Below are 18663 nucleotides of genomic sequence, written 5' to 3'. Positions count from 1 at the left end.
CCTTGGGGGTCCGGCACGGGCACTAACGGTAGCGGTTGCGGATCGCGCGCAGAACAGCACGTGCGCAGCGAAGACGTTCCGGCTGCTCAGCCGCGCAACGCGCGGAGCACCAGGTCGACGTCGGTGTCGGTGTTGTACAGGTGGAACGCCAGCCGCGCCTTGCCCGCCCGGGCCGCGCACGCGATGCCCGCGTCGGCGAGCCTGCGGGCGGCGTCGTCGCCGGGCACCGCCACGATCGGCGAGCCGGCGGGGGCGAGGCCGAGTTCGGCGCGCACCCGGTCGGCCAGCCCGGTGCAGTGCGCCCGCACCTGCTCCAGGTCGAGGGCGGCGAGCTCCCGCATCGCGGCGGCCGCGCCGACCTGGGCCAGCCACACCGGCGACAGGTCGAGCCCGCGCCCGCCCGGGGCCTGCTTCAGCGGCAGCCCGTAGATGCTGTCCATGCCGCCCCCGGCGTACCAGTTGGCGTGGCTCGCCCGCGGCGCGGGAGCGTCCGGGTGCTGCGCGAGCCAGGAGGACCCGCGCGGCGCGAGCAGCCACTTGTAGCCGGTGCCGACGACGTGGTCGGCCCAGTCGAGCCGCATCGGCAGCCAGCCCGCGGCCTGGGTGGTGTCCAGCAGCACCCGAGTCGGCCGGTCCCGCACCGCTTCGCGCAGCGCCTCCAGGTCGACGAGCCTGCCGTCGGCGGACTGCACGACGCTCACCGCCACCAGGTCGTGGTCGGCGGCCTTCTCCGGGATCGCTTCGAGCGGGACCTCCTCCACCTGCACGCCGCGGTCGGCCTGCGCGGCGAACGGGAAGGTGACGCTGGTGAACTCGTCCTCGGCGACCAGTACGCGGGCTCCGTCCGGCAGGTCGGCGGCGATGATCCCGACCAGCTGGGAGACCGTGGCGCCGACGGCGACGCGGTCGGCGGGCACGCCGACGAGCCGGCCGAACAGTTCTCGTCCCGCGTCGGTGTCGGCGTCGAAGTCGGTGGGCCGGGCCCCGCCCGCGCCCCAGGTGGCGACCGCGGCGGTGACGGCCTCGACGGTGCCGGTGGAGGGCACGCCGATGCTCGCGGTGTTCAGGTATCCGCCGGGGACGTCGAACCGGAGGCCGAAGGCGGTGCGCATGTTCCGATCCTCGTCGACGCGGTGGCCGGTGCGCCAGCACCGGATGCGCGGCCCGGCGGGACCGCCGACCACGCGCGGCCGGGGAAGCGCGCCCCCGCAACCGGAGCGGCAGGACGGGCCGCGCGGCGCTCCGTTCTACCGTGGCGGTATGCGCAGTGAGGAAGTGGAGATCCGGACCGGTTCCGTCGAGGTGGTCTACGACCTGGGTGCCGAGTGCGACCGGTTCCTGCGGTCGGCGGGGGCCGGGGACGGCCTGCTGAACGTGTGGGTGCCGCACGCGACGGCGGGCCTCGCGGTGATCGAGACGGGTGCGGGCAGCGACGACGACCTGCTGGCCCAGCTGCGGGAGCTGCTGCCCGCGGACCGGCGGTGGCGGCACCGGCACGGTTCGCCGGGGCACGGGCGCGATCACGTGCTGCCCGCGCTGGTGCCGCCCTACGCGACGGTGCCGGTGCTGGACGGGCGGATGGCGCTGGGCACCTGGCAGTCGGTCTGCCTGGTGGACACCAACGTGGACAACCCGGTGCGGCGGGTCCGGCTGAGCTTCGTCGAAGGCTGATTCCACCTCTTCGGGTGAAACCGGGCCGGGCGCGGAGATGGCTCACATCTTGATCATGGTCGCGAGGTGTCGTGCCAGGATGGGGCGATGACCTCCCGACTCGTGCTGTGGGACGTGGACCTCACCCTGATCGACGCGCGCGGCATCGGCGTCGACTGGTACCGGCGCACCCTCGCCGAGGTCACCGGGACGTCGCTGCGGCACGTGCCGGACATGGCGGGCAAGACCGAGCTGGCGATCACCGGCGAAGTGCTCGCCGCGCACGGCATCGACGCCGCCACCGACACCGTGCGCGCGATGTTCCGCACCCTCACCGACGTGGTGCTGGCCGACCTGGACTCGCTGTCGTTGCGCGGCAGCGCGATGCCGGGGGCGGCGGAGGCGCTGGCGGCGCTCGCCGAGGTGCCCGGCGTGGTGCAGAGCCTCGTCACCGGCAACCTGCCGGAGGTCGCGTTCCACAAGCTCGACGCGTTCGGCCTGCACCGGCACGTGGACTTCGACATCGGCGGGTTCGGCGCCGACTCCCCGCACCGGCACGACCTGATCAGCGCCGCGGTCGGCAAGGCCGCCGCCAAGCACGGTGCCGAGTTCGCCCCGGAGACCGTGGTCGTCGTCGGCGACACCCCGCGCGACGTGGCGGGCGCGCTGCACCACGGGGCGGTGGCGGTCGGCGTGGCCACCGGGCGCAGCGACGAGCAGGAGCTGCGGGACGCGGGCGCGCACGTGGTGCTGTCCGACCTCACCGACACCGGCGCGGTGCTCAAGGCCGTCCAGGGCTGATCGATCCGCGCGAACGCGGTGTCCGAGGTGATCTCCTGCGCTATACGTGGAGGATGACCGGAGACCGCGCCCACGACGGTTCCGCCGGGCAGGGGGCCCGGCGCACCGCGGCGCAGGAGATCCGCACCAGCAACGCGGTGCACCGCAACGACGGCCTGGTCGTGCAGGCCGGGCAGATCAACGGCGACGTGCACTTCGCCGCTCCCGTGCCGCCGCCGCGCCCGCTGGCCTCGACGCTGCCGCGCGCACCGGCCCGGCTGGTCGGCCGCGAGGCGGAGCTGGACGCCGTGCTCGGCGCGGGGAACCCGGTGCGGCTGCTGACCGGCATGGGCGGCTGCGGCAAGAGCGCGCTGGCGATCGCGGCGGCGGACCGGTTGCGCGGGGAGCACCCCGGCGGGGTCGTGCTGCTGCCCTGCCGCGGCTACCGGGACCGCGGGGAGTTCGGGCTGCGGGAGGCGGTCGCGGAACTACTGGCGCTGCTGGAGGTGCCCGCCGCGCACGCGGTCGGCGTCGGGCTGCTGCACCGGCGCTTCGCCGAGTTCGCCGCGGCCGGGCTGCCGCTGCTGCTGGTGCTGGACGACGTGGGGCCGCACTGGGACGTGGCCGCGCTGCTGCCGTCCGACCCGGTGCACGGGGTGCTGATCACCTCCCGCGACGAGCTCGACGTGGACGCGGAACCGGTCCGGCTCGGCGCGCTGCCCGCCGGGTCGGCGGTGGAGCTGCTGCGGCGGGAGATCGCTCGGGGCGACCCGGCGGACCCCCGCGCGCGGCTGCGGGAGGACCTGCTGCTGGTGGCGGAGCGCTGCGGGCACCTGCCGCTGGCGCTGCGCGTGGTCGGCGAGCTGCTGCGCGGCGACCCGCGCCGGGAACCCCGGGTGGTGGCCGCGGACCTGGGCTCGCCACACCGGCTGTCGGTGCTGGAGAAGGTGCGGTCGGCGGTGGCGCTGTCCACGGCGGCGCTGCGGGAGTCGCCGAACCGGGTGGACCGGTCCGCCGCCGCGCTGTTCGAGCGGCTCGGCCTGCTGCCGGGCGTCGAGTTCACCGCGGCCCGCGCGGCGGTGCTGCTCGACGAGCCCGACCCGCGGTTCGCGCGGCTGCTGCTGGACCGGTTGTGCGCGGCGCACCTGCTGGAACCGCGCGCGGACGGCGGCGCGTTCCACGACCTCACCGGCGAGTGCGCGGCGGAGTCCTTCGCGGCGCTGCCCGCGCGGCTCCGGCGGTCGCTGGCGCTGCGGTTCGCCGAGCACTGCGCGGACGTCGCGGACGCGGCGGTGGCACCGCTGCGGCCGGGTGCGGACGCCACCTCCGAGCAGGTCGGCGCGGGGTTGCGCACGCTGCACGACGAGCACGACGCGCTGCTGGCGGGCCTGACCGACGCGGTGGCGCGCGGCACCGCCGGAGCGGACGCGGAACGGCTGTGCGCGGCGGCGGCGCGCGTCGCCGAGGCGCTGCTCGTCCGCTGCGAGCGGACCGGCCGGGTGCACGAGGCGCGGCGGGCGGCCGAACCGCTGCTGCTCGCGGCCCGGGTGCTGGGCGATCAGGACGCCGAGCTGCGCGCGCTGCTGGCGCTGTGCGAGGCGCACCTCGCCGGCGGGCGGCCCGGCGAGGCCGCCGGGTACGTGCGGCAGGCGATCGAGCTGACCCGCGCGCGCTACGCCGATCCCCGCTTCCCGGCCACGTTCTCCCGGACCATGGCGACGTACGCGCGGCTGGCGGCGGAGACCGGCGAGCACGAGGTGGCGGCCGCCGAGTACCGGCGGCTGCTGGACCGGCACCGGCGCGACGAGGACGCGCCCGGGCGGTGCGCCGCGCTGGGCGGGCTGGGCCGGGTCGCGCTGCTGCGCGGTGACCTCGACGAGGCGGCGCGCCGGTACGAGGCGGCGCGGGCGCTCGCCGACCGGCACGGGCTCGCGGAGCAGGCGGAGATCGCGTGGAACGCGCTGGGCGTGGTGCTGGCGCGCCGGGGCGAGGTCGACGGCGCCGCGGACTGCCACCGGGCCGCTCGGGACTCGGCCGAGCGCCACGGGTTCCCGCACCGCGCGGCGATCGCGGTGCACCACCTCGCGGACCTGCGGCTCGCCGGGGGCGATGCCGAGGGGGCGCGGCAGCACTACGAGCGCTGCGCGCGGCTGTACCGGGAGGCCGGCGACCACCGGCGTGCCGAGGAGCTCGCCGACCGGCTGGCCGCGCTCCCGGACGAGCCGCCCGACCTGCCTGCCGAGCCCCCGCCGAGCCCCCGCTTCCCCGCGGATCCCGCGCCGGCCGCGCGACCGCAGCCTCCGCTGTTCCCCGTGGTGGTGCCGCCCGCGCTGGTGCTGGCGCAGGTCGCGCTGGTCTGGTCCGGGCACGGGTCGGCGGCCCTGTGGGCGTGGTGGGCGGTCGCGGTGCCGATGGCGGTGCTGGTGGCCGTGCGGGACCGCGTCGCCGTCGCGCTGCCGTTCGCGCTGTGGTGGCCGGACGTGGCGATGGTGGGTGCGGTGCTCGGCTACTCGCTCACGGCGGTGCCCGCCGGGCACCTCGCGTTCGTCGCCGCGGGGATGCTGGTGGTGTGCGCGCTGGCGCTCCTCCGCTCCCTCCGGTCCCGATCGTCCACGTCGGGCCGGCGGCGCGGCCGGTGAGCGCTGCGCCGTCCCCGCGGCGGGGACGGCGCAGCCCGGTCGCCGGTGGCGGTCAGCCGCGGACGACGTTCACCAGGTGCTCGACGGCCTTGTCCACGTCGATCTCCTCGCGCTCGCCGGTGGCGCGGTCCTTGACCTCGACGACGCCCTTCGCGAGGCCCTTGCCGACGACGAGGATCGTGGGCACGCCGACGAGTTCGGCGTCGGCGAACTTGACGCCGGGTGAGGAGGTCCGGTCGTCCAGCAGCACCCGCACCCCGGCCCGGTCGAGTTCCGCGGCGAGCCGCTCGCCGCCCTCGCGGACCGTCTCGTCCTTGCCCGCGATGACCACGTGCACGTCGGCGGGGGCGATCACGCGCGGCCACACCAGGCCGAGCTCGTCGTGGCTCTGCTCGGCGATGGCGGCGACCAGGCGGGACACGCCGATGCCGTAGGAGCCCATCGTGATCCGCTTCGGCTTGCCGTCCTGGCCGAGCGCGTCCAGCCCGAACGCGTCGGCGTACTTGCGGCCCAGCTGGAAGATGTGCCCGATCTCGATGCCGCGGGCCGCGACGAGGGTGCCGCCGCCGTCGGGCGCGAGGTCGCCTTCCCGGACCTCGGCGGCCTCGATGGTGCCGTCAGGGGTGAAGTCGCGGCCGCACACCAGGTCCACCACGTGGTGGTCGGCCTGGTCGGCGCCGGTGACCCACGCCGTGCCGGGCACGATGCGCGGGTCGGCGAGGAAGCGGATCCCGTTGTCCTGCAACGCCTTCGGGCCGATGTAGCCCTTCACCAGGAACGGGTTCGCGGCGAAGTCGGCCTCGTCGAGCAGCGCGACCTCGGCGGGTTCCACGGCGGCTTCGAGCCGCTTGAAGTCGACCTCGCGGTCGCCGGGAACCGCGATGGCCAGCAGCTTCCACTCCTCGGCACCCGGTTCGCGGGTCTTGACCAGCACGTTCTTCAGGGTGTCGGCGGCGGTGAACTCGCGGCCCAGCCCGGCGCCGTTGAGGTGGTCGACCAGGGTCTCGATGGTCGGCGTGCCGGGCGTGTGGTGCACCTGCGCGGCCGGCTTGTCCTCGATGGACTCGGCTTCGGGCACCGGGGTGACGACGGCTTCGACGTTGGCCGCGTAGCCGGATTCGGTGCTGCGCACGAAGGTGTCCTCACCGGTGGGGCTCTCGGCGAGGAACTCCTCGGAGGCGGAGCCGCCCATCGCGCCGGAGGTCGCGGCGACGATCACGTAGCGCAGGCCCAGCCGGTCGAAGATCCGGATGTAGGCGTCCCGGTGCAGCCGGTACGAGTTCTCCAGGCCCTCGTCGTCGAGGTCGAAGGAGTACGAGTCCTTCATGACGAACTCGCGGCCGCGCAGGATGCCCGCCCGGGGGCGCTCCTCGTCCCGGTACTTGGTCTGCACTTGGTACAGCATGACCGGGTAGTCCTTGTAGGAGTTGTACTCGCCCTTGACGGTGAGGGTGAACAGCTCCTCGTGCGTCGGCCCCAGCAGGTAGTCGGCGCCCTTGCGGTCCTTGAGGCGGAACAGCAGCGGGCCGTACTCGGTCCACCGGTTCGACTGCTCGTAGGGCTCCCGCGGCAGCAGCGCGGGGAAGTGGATCTCCTGGGCGCCGATGGCGTCCATCTCCTGGCGCACGACCTCTTCGACGCTGCGCAGCACCCGCAGGCCCAGCGGCAGCCACGAGTAGACGCCCGGGGCGGCGCGGCGCACGTACCCGGCGCGCACGAGCAGCTTGTGGCTCGGCACCTCGGCGTCGGCCGGATCCTCGCGAAGGGTTCGCAAGAACAACGTCGACATCCTCGTGATCACGGCGGGCGCTCCTCGTGCTGGTCGGTGGGGTGCGGCGATCCGTCGAGGGTATCGGCAGCTACCGGGGCTGATGCCAGCGGATTGCCGGTGCGGTGCGCCGGTCGGCACCGGGTGGCCGCCCACTACGCTGGCCGACCGTGCTGGTGCTGCTGCCCCCTTCCGAGACCAAGGCCGCCGGCGGCGACGGGCCGCCGCTGGAGCTGGACGCGCTCGCGCACCCGGAGCTGACGCCGACGCGGCGGAAGCTGGCGGAGGCGCTGCGCTCGCTGGCGGCGGACGTGCCCGCGAGCCTGTCCGCGCTGGGCATCTCCGCGCGGCAGACCGCCGAAGTGGAGCGCAACGCGGCGCTGTTCGACTCGCCGACGGCGCCGGGCCTGGAGCGCTACACCGGGGTGCTGTTCGACGCGCTGGACGTGTGCTCGCTGCCCGCGCCGGAGCGGTCCCGGGCGGACGCGCGGCTGGCGGTGGCCTCGGCGCTGTTCGGGCTGGTGCGCGGCGCGGACCGGATCCCCGCCTACCGGCTGTCGGGCGGCAGCGCGCTGCCCGGGTTCGGCGGGCTGCGCGCGGTGTGGCGGCCGGTGCTGGAGCCGGTGCTGCAGGGCGCGGACGAGTTCGTGGTGGACCTGCGCTCGGGCGCGTACGCCGAGCTGGCGCGGCTGCCGGGGGCGGTGTCGGTGCGGGTGCTGTCGGAATCGGCGGACGGGACGCGCAAGGTCGTCAGCCACCACAACAAGTCCCACAAGGGACGGCTGGCCCGGGTGCTGGCGTCCGCCGCGGACGAACCGGCCGATGTGGACGGCGTGCTGCGGCTGGCTCGCGGCGCCGGGATGCGGGTGGAGCAGGAGTCCGAGCGGGCGCTGTGCGTGGTCGTCCCCGCCTGACCGCTCCCGCCGCCGACCGGGGACCGCGCACCGGAACGCTCACCGAGAGCTGCCGCCGCGGCACGCCCCGCGACCGTAGTTGATCTTGAACGCGGCCCCGCCGGGCCGATCCGATGACCACATCGGGTAGACTGCGGGCGCACTGGACAACCGCTCGCACGGGACGATCCCGGCGAGTGAGACCGGCCCCCGTTGGCGATCGGTCCTCCCCGGCTCCGGTGCTCCGACATCCACCAGCGGCGCCGTCGATGCGCCGGGCTCGTCCTTGTGATCAGCGCACGACGCGCTACCTCCCCGAGACGTGCCAGTTCCCGGAGGTTCGCAGTGCGTCCTGATCCGTCCCCCGCCGCCCGTTCCCGGCGTCCCCGCCGCCGCGGGTCCAAGCCCGCCGCGGCACCCGCCCCGAGCCTGTTCGACCAGGTCGGCGTCACCGCGGTCGACCCGGCGCCGTTCGACTCGCTGGGCCTGCCGCAGAAGCTGGTGGCCGCGCTCGCCGAAGCCGGGCTGGAGCAGGCGTTCCCCATCCAGGCCGCCACCATCCCGGACGCGCTCAGCGGCCGTGACGTGCTCGGCCGCGGCCAGACCGGGTCCGGCAAGACCCTCGCGTTCGGCCTGCCGCTGCTGGCGATGCAGCGCGGCAGCGCCCGGCCGCTGCACCCGCGCGGCCTGGTGCTGGTGCCCACCCGCGAACTCGCGACGCAGGTCACCACCGCGCTGAAGCCGCTGGCGAAGTCGCTGGGCCTGTACGTGCGCGAGGTCGTCGGCGGGATGCCGTTCAACCGCCAGGCCGACACGCTGCGCCGCGGCGTCGACGTGCTCGTCGCCACGCCCGGCCGGCTGTCCGACCACGTGCGGCAGGGCACCTGCGTGCTGTCCGAGGTGGAGCGCACCGCCCTGGACGAGGCCGACCAGATGGCCGACATGGGCTTCCTGCCGCAGGTCCGCGAGATCCTCGACCTGGTCCCGGCCGACGGCCAGCGGCTGCTGTTCTCCGCGACCCTCGACGGGGACGTGGACAAGCTGGTGCGCGAGTACATGAACGACCCGGTGGTGCACTCGCTGGCACCGCCCGCGGCCAGCGTGGACAGCATGGACCACCACCAGTTCCTGGTGTCCGCGGACGACAAGCTCTCCGTGCTCTCCCGCATCGCCGCTCGCGACGGCCGCACCATCATGTTCGTGCGCACCAAGCACCACGCCGACCGGCTCACGAAGAAGCTGCGCGCGTCGGGGGTGCGCGCGGGCGCGCTGCACGGCGGCAAGGCGCAGAACGCCCGGACCCGCATCCTCGACGAGTTCCGCGCGGGCACCACCGAAACCCTGGTCGCCACCAACGTCGCGGCCCGCGGCATCCACGTCGACGACGTGAGCCTGGTCGTGCACGTGGAGCCGCCGGCGGACCCGAAGGACTACCTGCACCGCGCGGGCCGCACCGCCCGCGCCGGCGCCACCGGCACCGTCGTCACGATCGTGACCGACGACCAGAAGCGCGCCTTCCAGCAGATGGCCTCGAAGGCCGGGGTGAACGCGACGACCACGAAGATCTCGCCGCAGGACGCGGAACTGGAGCGGCTGACCGGCGCCCGCGAGCCCAGCGGTGTCGCCGTCGTCGAACCGCGCAAGGAGACGCCCTCGCGCGGCGGCGGCCCGAAGGGCGGCGGCCGCAGGCAGGGCGGACCGCGTCCGCCGCGCGGCGAAGGACAGGGCCGCGGCCGCGAGGGCCAGGGACGTCCGGCCCGCGAGGACCGGCCGGCCCGCGGCGACCAGCGCGGCCGCCCGTCCTTCGACGACCAGCGCGGCGGCGACCGGAGCAGGCGCGGCGGCCCGAACTCCCGCGGCGGGCAGCGCCCGCAGCGCTCCCGGCAGTCCTGGGCGGGCTGAGCGTGGCGTCCTCGCGCACCGTCGACCTCGCCGCCGCGAGCGCGGACTTCCGCTCGTTCTGGGCGGAACCGCACGTGGCCACGTTGACGACGGTGCGCCCGGACGGCACCCCGCACGTGGTGCCGGTGAACTCCACGCTGGACGTCTCGGCGGGCACCGCCCGGGTGCTGTGCTCGGCCGGTTCGCACAAGGCGCGGCGCGTCCGGGCCGCCGGTGCCGCCGGGGCCCGGGTGGCGCTGTGCCAGGTGGACGGTCGCCGCTGGGCGACGGTGGAGGGCGTCGCGGTGGTCCGGGACGACCCGGAGTTCCGCGCCGACGCCGAAGCCCGCGCCGAAGCCCGCTACGGCCGCCCGCCTCGGCCCAACCCGAACCGCGTCGTCATCGAGATCACCGTCACCAGGGCCCTCAGCAACCTCTGACGCGGTGCCCCGGCTCAGCCGGAGCGGGTGGCCGGGGCGCGCTCGACGTGCGCGTGGCAGGCGGCGAGGAGGTCGCGGAAGCGGCTGAGGCGGGCGATCTCCGCGTCCAGCGCGGCCAGCCGGTCGCCCGCGACCCGGGTGGCGTCCCGCAGCAGCTGCTCCTGCCCGGGGAGGTCGAGCGGAATTCCGCGCTCCGGCAGCGCATCCCCCTCGATCAGGTGCAGGTAGCGCGCCATCGAGGCCACGTCCTCGACGGTGAGCCCGAGCGCCAGCAGCTGCCGGACGATCCGCACCCGCGCCACGTCCCGCTGCCGGTAGGTGCGCTGCCCGGTGGCGGTGCGCTCGGGCGGGTCGAGCAGCCCGCGCTGCTCGTAGAACCGGAGGGTGCGCGGGGTGGTGCCCGCCGCTGCCGCCGCGTCGCCGATCCGCATCCGCGCTCCTCCTGCTCGTCCCCGCGCCGGTCTTCCTAGGGTTCCACCAGCACGGCACCGACGTGGCGCCCGGCCAGCAGGTCCTCCAACGCCCGCGGCGCCCGGTCGATTCCGCTGATCCTGGTGTGCGGGAAGTCGATCTCGCCGTTGCGCAGCCAGCTCGCGAACCGCTCGTTCCACTCCGGCAGCGCGTCCGGGTGGTCGTCGGCGCGGAACCCGGTGACGCGGACGCTCTTGAGGATCAGCTGCGCGAGGTCCAGGTCCACCGGTGCCCGCATCCGGGGCCCCGCGGTGGCGTACTGCGCGGTGAGCGCGCCGGTGAGGGCGATCCGGGCGTGCGGGCGGGCGGCCTCGACCGCGGCCCGCAGCTGCTCGCCGCCGACGAGGTCGACGACCACGTCCAGCCCGTCCGGTGCGGCCGCCGCGAGCTGCTCGCCCAGCGGTTCCCCGCGCAGCACGGCGGCGTCGTAGCCGAGCTCGTCGACGAGCCGCCGCGCCTTCGCCGGGGAGCCGACGCTGCCCACCACCCGGCCCGCGCCGAGCAGCCGCGCGATCCGGCCGGCCAGCGAGCCGATCGCCCCGGCCGCGTTGCTGACGAACACCGCGTCCCCCGGCCGCACCGGCGCGATCCGGGTGAGCGCGGCGTAGCCGGTCCAGCCGTGCGAGAGGTGCAGCAGCGGGTCGGGCAGCGCGTCGCCGAGCGGCGCGCACCGGTCGGCGGGCAGCACCGCGAACTCGCGCCAGCCCGCGCCGTGCGACACCAGGTCACCGGGGGCGAACCCGCCGCCGCCCGCGACGACCTCCCCGACGGCCGGTGCGAACGGCACGCCGCCCGGGTGCAGGCCGGGGAAGTTCGCCACGTCCTGCCCGAGCGCGGTGGTGACGGCCGCGCCGAACACCTGGAAGCCGAGGTTGCGCACCAGCACCTCCTCCGGTCCCGGTTCGGGGACGGCGGTCTCGACGACGGTGAAGTCCCGCGCGGTGGGCAGGTCTGCGGGCGGGGCGGCGAGGCGGACCTCGCGGGACGTGCGGGACATCGGGTTCCTCCCGGTCGTGGCTGGAGCGCGCGGACGCTAACCCCTGACCCGCGCGTCAAGGTCAAGCGCGCGCACCTGATCGCGCTCGCCGCGGCCGCGCGTGGTGAGGTGGTGGGGTGAGCGAGCAGCGGGAACCGGTCGACGTGGTGGGCATCGGAGCGGACGGCTGGGACGGCCTGACCGAGGTGGCACGGCAGCGGATCTCCGCCGCCGACGTGGTGTTCGGCAGCCGCCGCCAGCTGGACCTGCTGCCGCCCGGCACCGCGGAACCGGTGGCCTGGCCGTCGCCGATGCTGCCCGCGCTGCCCGGCCTGTTCGAGGAGCACGCGGGCCGCGCGATCTGCGTGCTGGCCAGCGGCGATCCGATGTTCCACGGCGTCGGCGCCACCCTGGCGCGGGTGCTGGGCGCGGAGCAGCTGCGGGTGCTGCCGCAGGTGTCGTCGGTGGCGCTGGCGTGCGCCCGGATGGGCTGGGCGCAGCAGGACGTGTCGGTGGTGAGTCTGGTGGGCAGGCACGCCGAACTGCTGCACCCGGAGATCCAGCCGGGCCGCCGGCTGGTGGTGCTCAGCTCGGACGCGCAGACCCCGGCGCAAGTGGCGGCGCTGCTGGTGGCGCGGGGTTTCGGCGGCAGCTCGATGGCGGTGCTGGGCGACCTCGGCGGGCCAGGCGAGTCCCGGGTGGCGGCGACGGCGGCCCGCTGGCCGCACCCGGAGGTGGCGGCGCTGAACGTGATCGCCGTGCACTGCTCCCCCGACGACGACGCCGAGCGCAGGCCCCGCACGCCCGGGCTGCCGGACGAGGCGTTCCAGCACGACGGGCAGCTGACCAAGCGGGACGTGCGCGCCCTCACCGTCTCCCGGCTCGCCCCGGCGCCCGGTGAACTGCTGTGGGACGTGGGTGCGGGCGCCGGTAGCATCGCGATCGAGTGGATGCGCTGCGACCCGGCGAACCGCGCGATCGCCGTCGAGCACCGCGAGGACCGGGCGGCCCGCATCACGACGAACGCGATGACCCTCGGCGTGCCCGGCCTGGACGTGGTCGTCGGTGCCGCGCCCGGCGCGCTGGCCGACCTGGAGGCACCCGACGCGGTGTTCGTCGGCGGCGGCGCGACGGTCCCAGGAGTGCTGCAGCGGTGCTGGGACGTGCTGCGACCGGGCGGCAGGCTCGTGGTGAACGCGGTGACGATCGAATCGGAGGTCCTGGTGGCGGACTGGTACGCCCGCTGCGGCGGAGAGCTGGTGCGGATCGCGGCGGAGCACGCCTCCCCCGTCGGCGGGTTCACCGGCTGGCGACCCGCGATGCGCATCACCCAGTGGACGGTGGCGAAATGACGGTGCACTTCATCGGCGCCGGTCCGGGTGCCGCCGACCTGATCACGGTGCGCGGGCGGGACGTGCTCGCCGCGTCCCCGGTGTGCCTGTACGCGGGCAGCCTGGTGCCGGTGGAGCTGCTGGAGCACTGCCCGGACGGGGCGCGGCTGGTGGACACCGCGAACCTGGACCTGGACGCGATCCTCGCCGAGCTCGTCGCCGCGCACGAGGCGGGGCTGGACGTGGCGCGGCTGCACTCCGGCGATCCGTCGGTGTTCAGCGCCGTCGCCGAGCAGATGCGCCGCCTCGACGCGGCCGGGGTGCCCTACGACGTGGTGCCCGGGGTGCCCGCGTTCGCCGCCGCAGCGGCGGCGTTGCAGCGCGAGCTCACGGTGCCGGGCGTCGGGCAGACCGTGGTGCTCACCCGCACCTCGGCGCAGGCGACGCCGATGCCCGCGGGCGAGGACCTGGCGACGCTGGGGCTCAGCCGGGCGACGATGGTGCTGCACCTGGCGGTGAACCGGATCGAGGAGCTGGTGGAGCAGCTGGTGCCGAACTACGGCGCGGACTGCCCGGTGGCGGTGGTGGCCGCGGCGAGCCGCGCCGACGAGGTGGTGCTGCGGGGGACGCTCGGCGACATCGCGGCGGCGGTGCGGGCGGCGGGGATCACCCGGACCGCGGTGGTGGTGGTCGGCGAGGTGCTCACCGCGTCGTCCTTCCCCGACAGCCACTTGTACTCAACGACCCGCTGCCGCAGCTGATAGCCGCCATCCTCCGGTGCGAGGAGCGCAGGTGGCGGAATCTCGTTGACCGTCTTCGAACCTGCCCGGCGGGTCTTGTCGGTTTCTCGTCAGCGGCGAAGCCGATGAGCCGCCGACCACCTGATCAACGGGACCACCCGCGGGTTCTCAGCGGTCTTCTCGCGAGGACGGCGTTTTCTCCTGTGGCGGAGCCACCGGTGAAAACGACCCCGCAGCGAGAAGGCCGCTGAGGTTCCGCCACCCCAGCACTGGGCAGCAGAAGCAGCAGGCGCGGCCTCAGGTGCCGATGGCTTGGTCTTCGGCGGCGAGGGGGCAGGCGACGTCGGCGACGTTGCGTTCGAGCCGTTCCAGGACGTCGAGGGCCGCGTGCTGCTCGGCGCCGGTGAGTTCACCGCAGGTGGCGCGTTCCAGTTCCTCCCACATCCGCTCCACCCGGTCGCGCAGCGCGAGCCCGGCGGCGGTGGGTTCGACGAGCACCGCGCGGCGGTCCTGCTCGCTGCGGGTGCGGCGCACGAACCCGGCGCGCTCCAGCCGCTGCACGGTGCGGGTCATGGTCGCGGAGTCGGAGCCGAGCACGGTGATCAGGTCGGTCTGCCGCTGCGCGCCGGTGTCCCACAGGTGCATCAGCAGCTGTTCCTGCCCGGGGTGCAGCCCGCAGCGGCGCAGCAGCTGACCGGCGAGCATCCGGTGCGCCCGGGCGAGCCGGAAGATCGCGTAGCTGAGCGGCCCCGCGTCGGAGCACGGCGGCGCTGCTGCGGGTTCCGCGCGGTGCGAGTCCACCGGTTCCCCCTTCTTCCGGTCACCTGATCGGTCAGTCAACGAACTGTTCACCTTAACCCGCGGCGGTGCCCGCGCACCGGTAGTTGTGACCAGCACTGCACATTTATCCGCTCGGGAAGCTTCCGTCGCATTTACCTGTTCGAACAGGTAACTGCTCGTCCGCAACCCGGGAGTGATCCGCATGAGCACCGCATTCGATCCGCTGGACCTGGCCGGAACCCGCCTGCGCAACCGCATCGCGATGGCCCCCATGACGCGCAGCCGTGCCGCGGGGACCCTGCCCGACGAGACCACCACCACCTACTACCGGCAGCGCGCCACCGCCGGGCTGATCATCACCGAGGGCGTGCATCCCTCCGTGCTCGGCCAGGGCTACCCGAACACCGCCGGACTGCACAGCGAGGCGCAGGTCGCCGCGTGGCGGGAGGTCACCGACGCGGTGCACGCCGAGGGCGGTGCGATCTTCGCCCAGCTGATGCACGCCGGCCGCATCAGCCACCCCGACGTGCTGCCCCCGGGCAGGCTCCCGGTCGCACCGTCCGCGGTCCGCGCCGCCGGGCAGATCTTCACCGCCACCGGCATGCAGGACATGGTGACGCCGGAGGAGCTCACCGAGGACGGCATCGCCGAGGTCATCGCGGAGTTCGCCACCGCCGCCCGCAACGCGGTGGCGGCCGGGTTCGACGGCGTGGAGCTGCACGGCGCCAACGGCTACCTGCTGCACCAGTTCCTGGCCGAGAGCACGAACCTGCGCACCGACGGCTGGGGCGGCTCGGTCGAGGGCCGGATCCGGCTCGTCGTCGAGGTCGCCCGGGCCGTGGCGGCGGAGATCGGCGGCCGCCGCGTCGGGCTGCGGCTGTCCCCGGGTACCGGCACGAACGACACCACCGAGCACTCGGTGGACGAGACCTACTCGGCGCTGGTGGACGCGATCAACCCGCTCGGCCTCGCCTACCTGCACGTGCTGGAGAGCGAGGACCGGGAGCTGACGCTGCGGCTGCGGGACCGGTACGACGGCGCGTTCCTGCTCAACCCGCACACCCCGGGCCGCCCGACCGGCCCGGAGGACCTGGCGCTGGTGGCGGACGGGACGGCGGACGCGCTGACCTTCGGCTCGCTGTTCCTCGCGAACCCGGACCTGCCCGCGCGGCTGGCCGCGGGCGGACCGTTCAACACCCCGGACGTGGCGACCTTCTACGGCGGCGGCGAACAGGGCTACACCGATTACCCCGCGCTGGCGGCCTGATCCGAGAGGAGTGTCCACGATGGACGGAAACGCGGTCACGGCCGAGTGGGCCGAGCGGTTCAACTCCCCCGTCATCGAGGAGTTCCGCGCGAACGGCGGGAAGGTCGGCGGCGATTTCGCAGGCATGCCGATCCTGCTGCTGCACAGCACGGGTGCGCGCAGCGGCGCGACCCGCACCAATCCGATGGTGTACCTGGAGCACGCGGGCGGCTACCTCGTCTTCGCCTCCAAGGCCGGGGCGGACACCCACCCCGCCTGGTACCACAACCTGAAGGCGAACCCGGACGCCGAGATCGAGGTCGGCACCGAGCGGCTGCGGGTCCGGGCCGCGGAGCTCACCGGCGCCGAGCGGGCGGAGCGGTTCGCCGAGGCGGTCGCGGCGTTCCCGGTCATGGCCGAGCACCAGCGCGGGACCGGCCGGGTCATCCCGGTCGTGGCGCTGAGCCCCGTCGAGGGCTGAGCCGCGGAGGTGGGCGCCCTCCGCGCGATCGGGGGGCGGAGGGACGTCCACCGCCGCGGCGCGATCGGGGCCGGACGGCTGTTCCCCGGCGGGCGCCCGGGTGTGTCCTGGTTCACGGGAGTGCGGTGTTGAGCATGCCGCTGCGGCCGGGTGTCTGCTGATCGCAGCAGAGATCACCGCACCGCACCCACCCTGGAGGAACCGTGACGAGGTACCGCGCGGCCGTCGGCGCCGCCTCCGCGCTCGCCGCAGCACTCGCCCTGACCGGCGCCGCCGCTTCCGCGGCGGGCACCGCCTAGGTCGCCACCGCCGACGAACCCGTGACCCACGAGCAGAACGACCGCGTCCCCGAAGGCGCGGCCTGGACGCAGCACTACTTCCCGTCCGCGGACGACTCCGGCACCGAGCTGCACGCCGACGTGCTGCTGCCGGAAGGGCTCGCGCCGGGCGAGCAGGTGCCGGTGATCCTCTCCGCCGGGCCGTACTTCGGGCACTCCGGGCAGCTCACCGACGAGGGCTTCGAGCACACCGGCCCCTCCGGCCGGTTCGACGAGTTCATCGAGGGCACGAACCTGTTCGAGCGCGGCTACGCGTTCGTGCGGGTCGACACCCGCGGGTTCGGCGGCTCGACCGGCTGCCTCGACTACGCGGGCCCCGGCGAGCAGGCGGACGTCCGGGCGGCCATCGACTGGGCGGCGAACATGCCGTGGTCCACCGGATCCGTCGGCATGTACGGCAAGTCCTACGACGCGATCACCGGCTTGATCGGCGTCGGCCTCGACCAGGACGCGCTGAAGGGCGTCATCGCGCAGGAACCGATCTGGGACCCGTACCGCAACACCCACTCCAACGGGGTGCCGCGGACGACGGCCGTCAACGTGGCCGGCACCTACAACGGGCTGGCGGCGCTGCCGCAGCTGCCCGACGACGACCCGCACTACCGGGCGAACTCCGCGTACGAGCAGGCGCACCCGGAGTGCCTCATCGACAACCAGGCCGGCTACCTGAACGGCAACCCGGATTCCGAGCACTGGCGGGCGCGGGACCTGCCGGAGCTCGCGAAGGGCACCGACACCCCGCTGTTCCTCACCCAGGGCCTGCTGGAGTGGAACACCGAACCGGAGGCGGTGCAGGAGTTCCTGGACGACCACGAGGGTCCGGAGCGCGGGTGGATCGGGCCGTGGGACCACGTCCGCGGCGACGAGCGGACCGCGGACGGGCGGCTCGCGATGGGCCGCGACGGCTGGTTCGCGGAGGCGATGTCCTTCTACGACGAGCACCTCAAGGGCATCGCACCGCCCGTCCGGTACCCGGCCTTCGCCGTGCAGGACGGCAGCGGGGCCTGGCGCGGGCAGGACAGCTGGCCGATGCCCGACCGCTCCGCGCGGGTCGAGCTCTCCGGCGGGTCCTACGTGGACGACGGCGGTGACGACGGGCCCACCGGCGGCATCGTCGAGCGCTCCGAGCCGGTCGCGCGGGACACCCGGATCACCGGGACGCCGCGCATCTCGCTGGAGACCGAGGGCCGCGGGAACGTGATGGTGCAGCTGCACGACGTCGCGCCGGACGGCACGGCGGTCATGTTCGACGAGCAGGTCGCGGTGCTGCGCTCCGGCACCACCGAGTTCGACCTCAAGTCGACCGACTGGACGCTGCCCGCCGGGCACTCGCTGGCCGTGGAGATCGGCACGGTCGAACCCGGCGGCGTCCAGACCCCGTTCCGCGACTGGATCGACGCGCCCTCGCGGGAGACCGTGCAGGTGCGCGGCGCCCGGCTCGACCTCGCGCTGGACGATCCGGCCGACGACGTGGCGCAGCCCGGCGCGCGGGCGCCGTACCTGGACACCTACCTCGCGATGTTCACCGCACCCCTGCCGCCGGCCGACCCGACGTTCACCCTGCCCTGATCCCGGCCGACCGGCGGTCCCGCTCCGCGACGGGGCGGGACCGCCGGGCGTCCGCATAGCGGGAAGGCCGCAGCGCCACCCGCACCCCGACCCCTCGACCGCGCGCCGGTCGGGGTTCCCGAGTTTCCTCCGGGCGCCCGAGTTCCCTATCGTGATCATGATGTCCGCGGTGGCGGACGCGGACACCCACCGCGCACGGAGAGGAACCCGCCCAGTGGAGGGGAACGAGATCACCGCGACCGTCGCGGCCCGGTACAACGCACCCGTGATCGCGGAGTTCCGCGCCAACGCGGGCGTGGTGGGCGGAGCCTTCGCCGGGGCCGCACTGCTGCTCCTGACCAGCACCGGCGCCCGCACCGGCCGCGCGCACGTCACCCCGTTGGCCTACCTGGAGGAGGACGGCCGGTACCTGGTGTTCGCCTCGAAAGCGGGGGCCGACGTGCACCCCGACTGGTACTTCAACCTGCGCGCGAACCCGGACGCCCGCATCGAGGTGGGCCCCGACGTGCTGGACGTCCGCGCCCGGGAGATCACCGGCGTGCTGCGGGACGTCAAGTTCGCGCAGCTGACGGCCCTGTTCCCCTACTTCGCCGGGTACCAGGCGAAGACGGAGCGCGTGTTCCCGGTCCTGTCGCTCGCCCCGCGCTGACCTTCCGTCCACAGTGGACCTATCGGTCGGC

At 74.9% G+C, this 18663-nt stretch carries 17 protein-coding genes; 12 read left to right on the top strand and 5 right to left on the bottom strand.

The annotated features are described in order from the left end of the window. Window positions 1-86: 86 nt before the first annotated feature. A complete protein-coding gene (locus H1226_RS06540; RefSeq protein ID WP_258347870.1) occupies window positions 87-1112 on the bottom strand; it encodes an aminotransferase class V-fold PLP-dependent enzyme in 1026 nt (341 codons plus the stop codon). A gap of 148 nt (window positions 1113-1260) precedes the next feature. On the opposite strand from H1226_RS06540, the gene H1226_RS06535 reads away from it, so the two are divergent. The 3 genes from H1226_RS06535 (at window position 1261) to H1226_RS06525 (ending at window position 5069) form a co-directional block, all read left to right on the top strand. Beyond that, the gene (locus H1226_RS06535) at window positions 1261-1671 is read left to right on the top strand and encodes a YjbQ family protein (protein ID WP_224960190.1); all 411 of its coding nucleotides are present in this window, start codon (window positions 1261-1263) and stop codon (window positions 1669-1671) included. 87 nt (window positions 1672-1758) lie between these two features. Continuing rightward, window positions 1759-2451: a haloacid dehalogenase-like hydrolase gene (locus H1226_RS06530; protein ID WP_258347869.1), complete on the top strand. Its 693-nt coding sequence runs from the start codon at window positions 1759-1761 to the stop codon at window positions 2449-2451. Between the two features lie 53 nt (window positions 2452-2504). Next, window positions 2505-5069: a tetratricopeptide repeat protein gene (locus H1226_RS06525; RefSeq protein ID WP_258347868.1), complete on the top strand. Its 2565-nt coding sequence runs from the start codon at window positions 2505-2507 to the stop codon at window positions 5067-5069. Window positions 5070-5121: 52 nt separating this feature from the next. On the opposite strand, the gene H1226_RS06520 is transcribed toward H1226_RS06525, so the two are convergent. Then, window positions 5122-6870, bottom strand: a complete 1749-nt coding sequence (locus H1226_RS06520) for a proline--tRNA ligase (protein WP_258347867.1) — start codon at window positions 6868-6870, stop codon at window positions 5122-5124. A 137-nt stretch (window positions 6871-7007) separates the two neighbouring features. On the opposite strand from H1226_RS06520, the gene yaaA reads away from it, so the two are divergent. From yaaA to H1226_RS06505, 3 genes are all read left to right on the top strand, one after another. Then, window positions 7008-7751: a peroxide stress protein YaaA gene (gene yaaA / locus H1226_RS06515; RefSeq protein ID WP_258347866.1), complete on the top strand. Its 744-nt coding sequence runs from the start codon at window positions 7008-7010 to the stop codon at window positions 7749-7751. A gap of 324 nt (window positions 7752-8075) precedes the next feature. Further along, window positions 8076-9632 carry a DEAD/DEAH box helicase gene (locus H1226_RS06510; RefSeq protein WP_373690021.1) on the top strand — a complete coding sequence of 519 codons (1557 nt, stop codon included), beginning with the start codon at window positions 8076-8078 and terminating at the stop codon, window positions 9630-9632. 2 nt (window positions 9633-9634) lie between these two features. Further along, window positions 9635-10051: a pyridoxamine 5'-phosphate oxidase family protein gene (locus tag H1226_RS06505; RefSeq protein ID WP_258347865.1), complete on the top strand. Its 417-nt coding sequence runs from the start codon at window positions 9635-9637 to the stop codon at window positions 10049-10051. A gap of 14 nt (window positions 10052-10065) precedes the next feature. Here the strand turns inward: H1226_RS06505 and H1226_RS06500 are convergent, their stop codons facing one another. After that, window positions 10066-10482 carry a MerR family transcriptional regulator gene (locus tag H1226_RS06500; protein ID WP_258347864.1) on the bottom strand — a complete coding sequence of 139 codons (417 nt, stop codon included), beginning with the start codon at window positions 10480-10482 and terminating at the stop codon, window positions 10066-10068. Window positions 10483-10517: 35 nt separating this feature from the next. After that, a complete protein-coding gene (locus tag H1226_RS06495) occupies window positions 10518-11519 on the bottom strand; it encodes an MDR family NADP-dependent oxidoreductase (RefSeq protein WP_258347863.1) in 1002 nt (333 codons plus the stop codon). Between the two features lie 116 nt (window positions 11520-11635). Between H1226_RS06495 and cbiE the strand changes: the two genes are divergently transcribed. Next, window positions 11636-12850 (top strand): precorrin-6y C5,15-methyltransferase (decarboxylating) subunit CbiE, encoded by a 1215-nt coding sequence (cbiE, locus tag H1226_RS06490; protein ID WP_258347862.1) that lies wholly within the window; start codon window positions 11636-11638, stop codon window positions 12848-12850. Continuing rightward, a complete protein-coding gene (cobM, locus tag H1226_RS06485) occupies window positions 12847-13590 on the top strand; it encodes a precorrin-4 C(11)-methyltransferase (RefSeq protein WP_258347861.1) in 744 nt (247 codons plus the stop codon). Before cbiE ends, cobM begins: the two co-directional genes overlap by 4 nt. Window positions 13591-13866: 276 nt before the next feature. Here the strand turns inward: cobM and H1226_RS06480 are convergent, their stop codons facing one another. Further along, window positions 13867-14409, bottom strand: coding sequence for a MarR family winged helix-turn-helix transcriptional regulator (locus H1226_RS06480; protein ID WP_224962061.1), 543 nt, complete (start codon window positions 14407-14409; stop codon window positions 13867-13869). Window positions 14410-14551: 142 nt separating this feature from the next. Between H1226_RS06480 and H1226_RS06475 the strand changes: the two genes are divergently transcribed. The 4 genes from H1226_RS06475 to H1226_RS06460 all read left to right on the top strand — a co-directional run bounded on the left by H1226_RS06475 (window position 14552) and on the right by H1226_RS06460 (window position 18632). Next, the gene (locus H1226_RS06475) at window positions 14552-15616 is read left to right on the top strand and encodes an alkene reductase (RefSeq protein ID WP_258347860.1); all 1065 of its coding nucleotides are present in this window, start codon (window positions 14552-14554) and stop codon (window positions 15614-15616) included. Between the two features lie 19 nt (window positions 15617-15635). Then, the gene (locus H1226_RS06470; RefSeq protein ID WP_224962058.1) at window positions 15636-16076 is read left to right on the top strand and encodes a nitroreductase family deazaflavin-dependent oxidoreductase; all 441 of its coding nucleotides are present in this window, start codon (window positions 15636-15638) and stop codon (window positions 16074-16076) included. A 320-nt stretch (window positions 16077-16396) separates the two neighbouring features. Then, window positions 16397-17983, top strand: a complete 1587-nt coding sequence (locus H1226_RS06465) for a CocE/NonD family hydrolase (RefSeq protein ID WP_258347859.1) — start codon at window positions 16397-16399, stop codon at window positions 17981-17983. A 214-nt stretch (window positions 17984-18197) separates the two neighbouring features. Then, window positions 18198-18632, top strand: coding sequence for a nitroreductase/quinone reductase family protein (locus H1226_RS06460; protein WP_224962053.1), 435 nt, complete (start codon window positions 18198-18200; stop codon window positions 18630-18632). Window positions 18633-18663: the final 31 nt, after the last annotated feature.

Origin of the sequence: Saccharopolyspora gregorii, from assembly GCF_024734405.1 — a bacterium.
GTDB lineage: Bacteria > Actinomycetota > Actinomycetes > Mycobacteriales > Pseudonocardiaceae > Saccharopolyspora_C > Saccharopolyspora_C gregorii.
The sequence above is the reverse complement of the archived record's forward strand: the minus strand, read 5'-3'. Positions and strand labels throughout refer to the sequence as shown.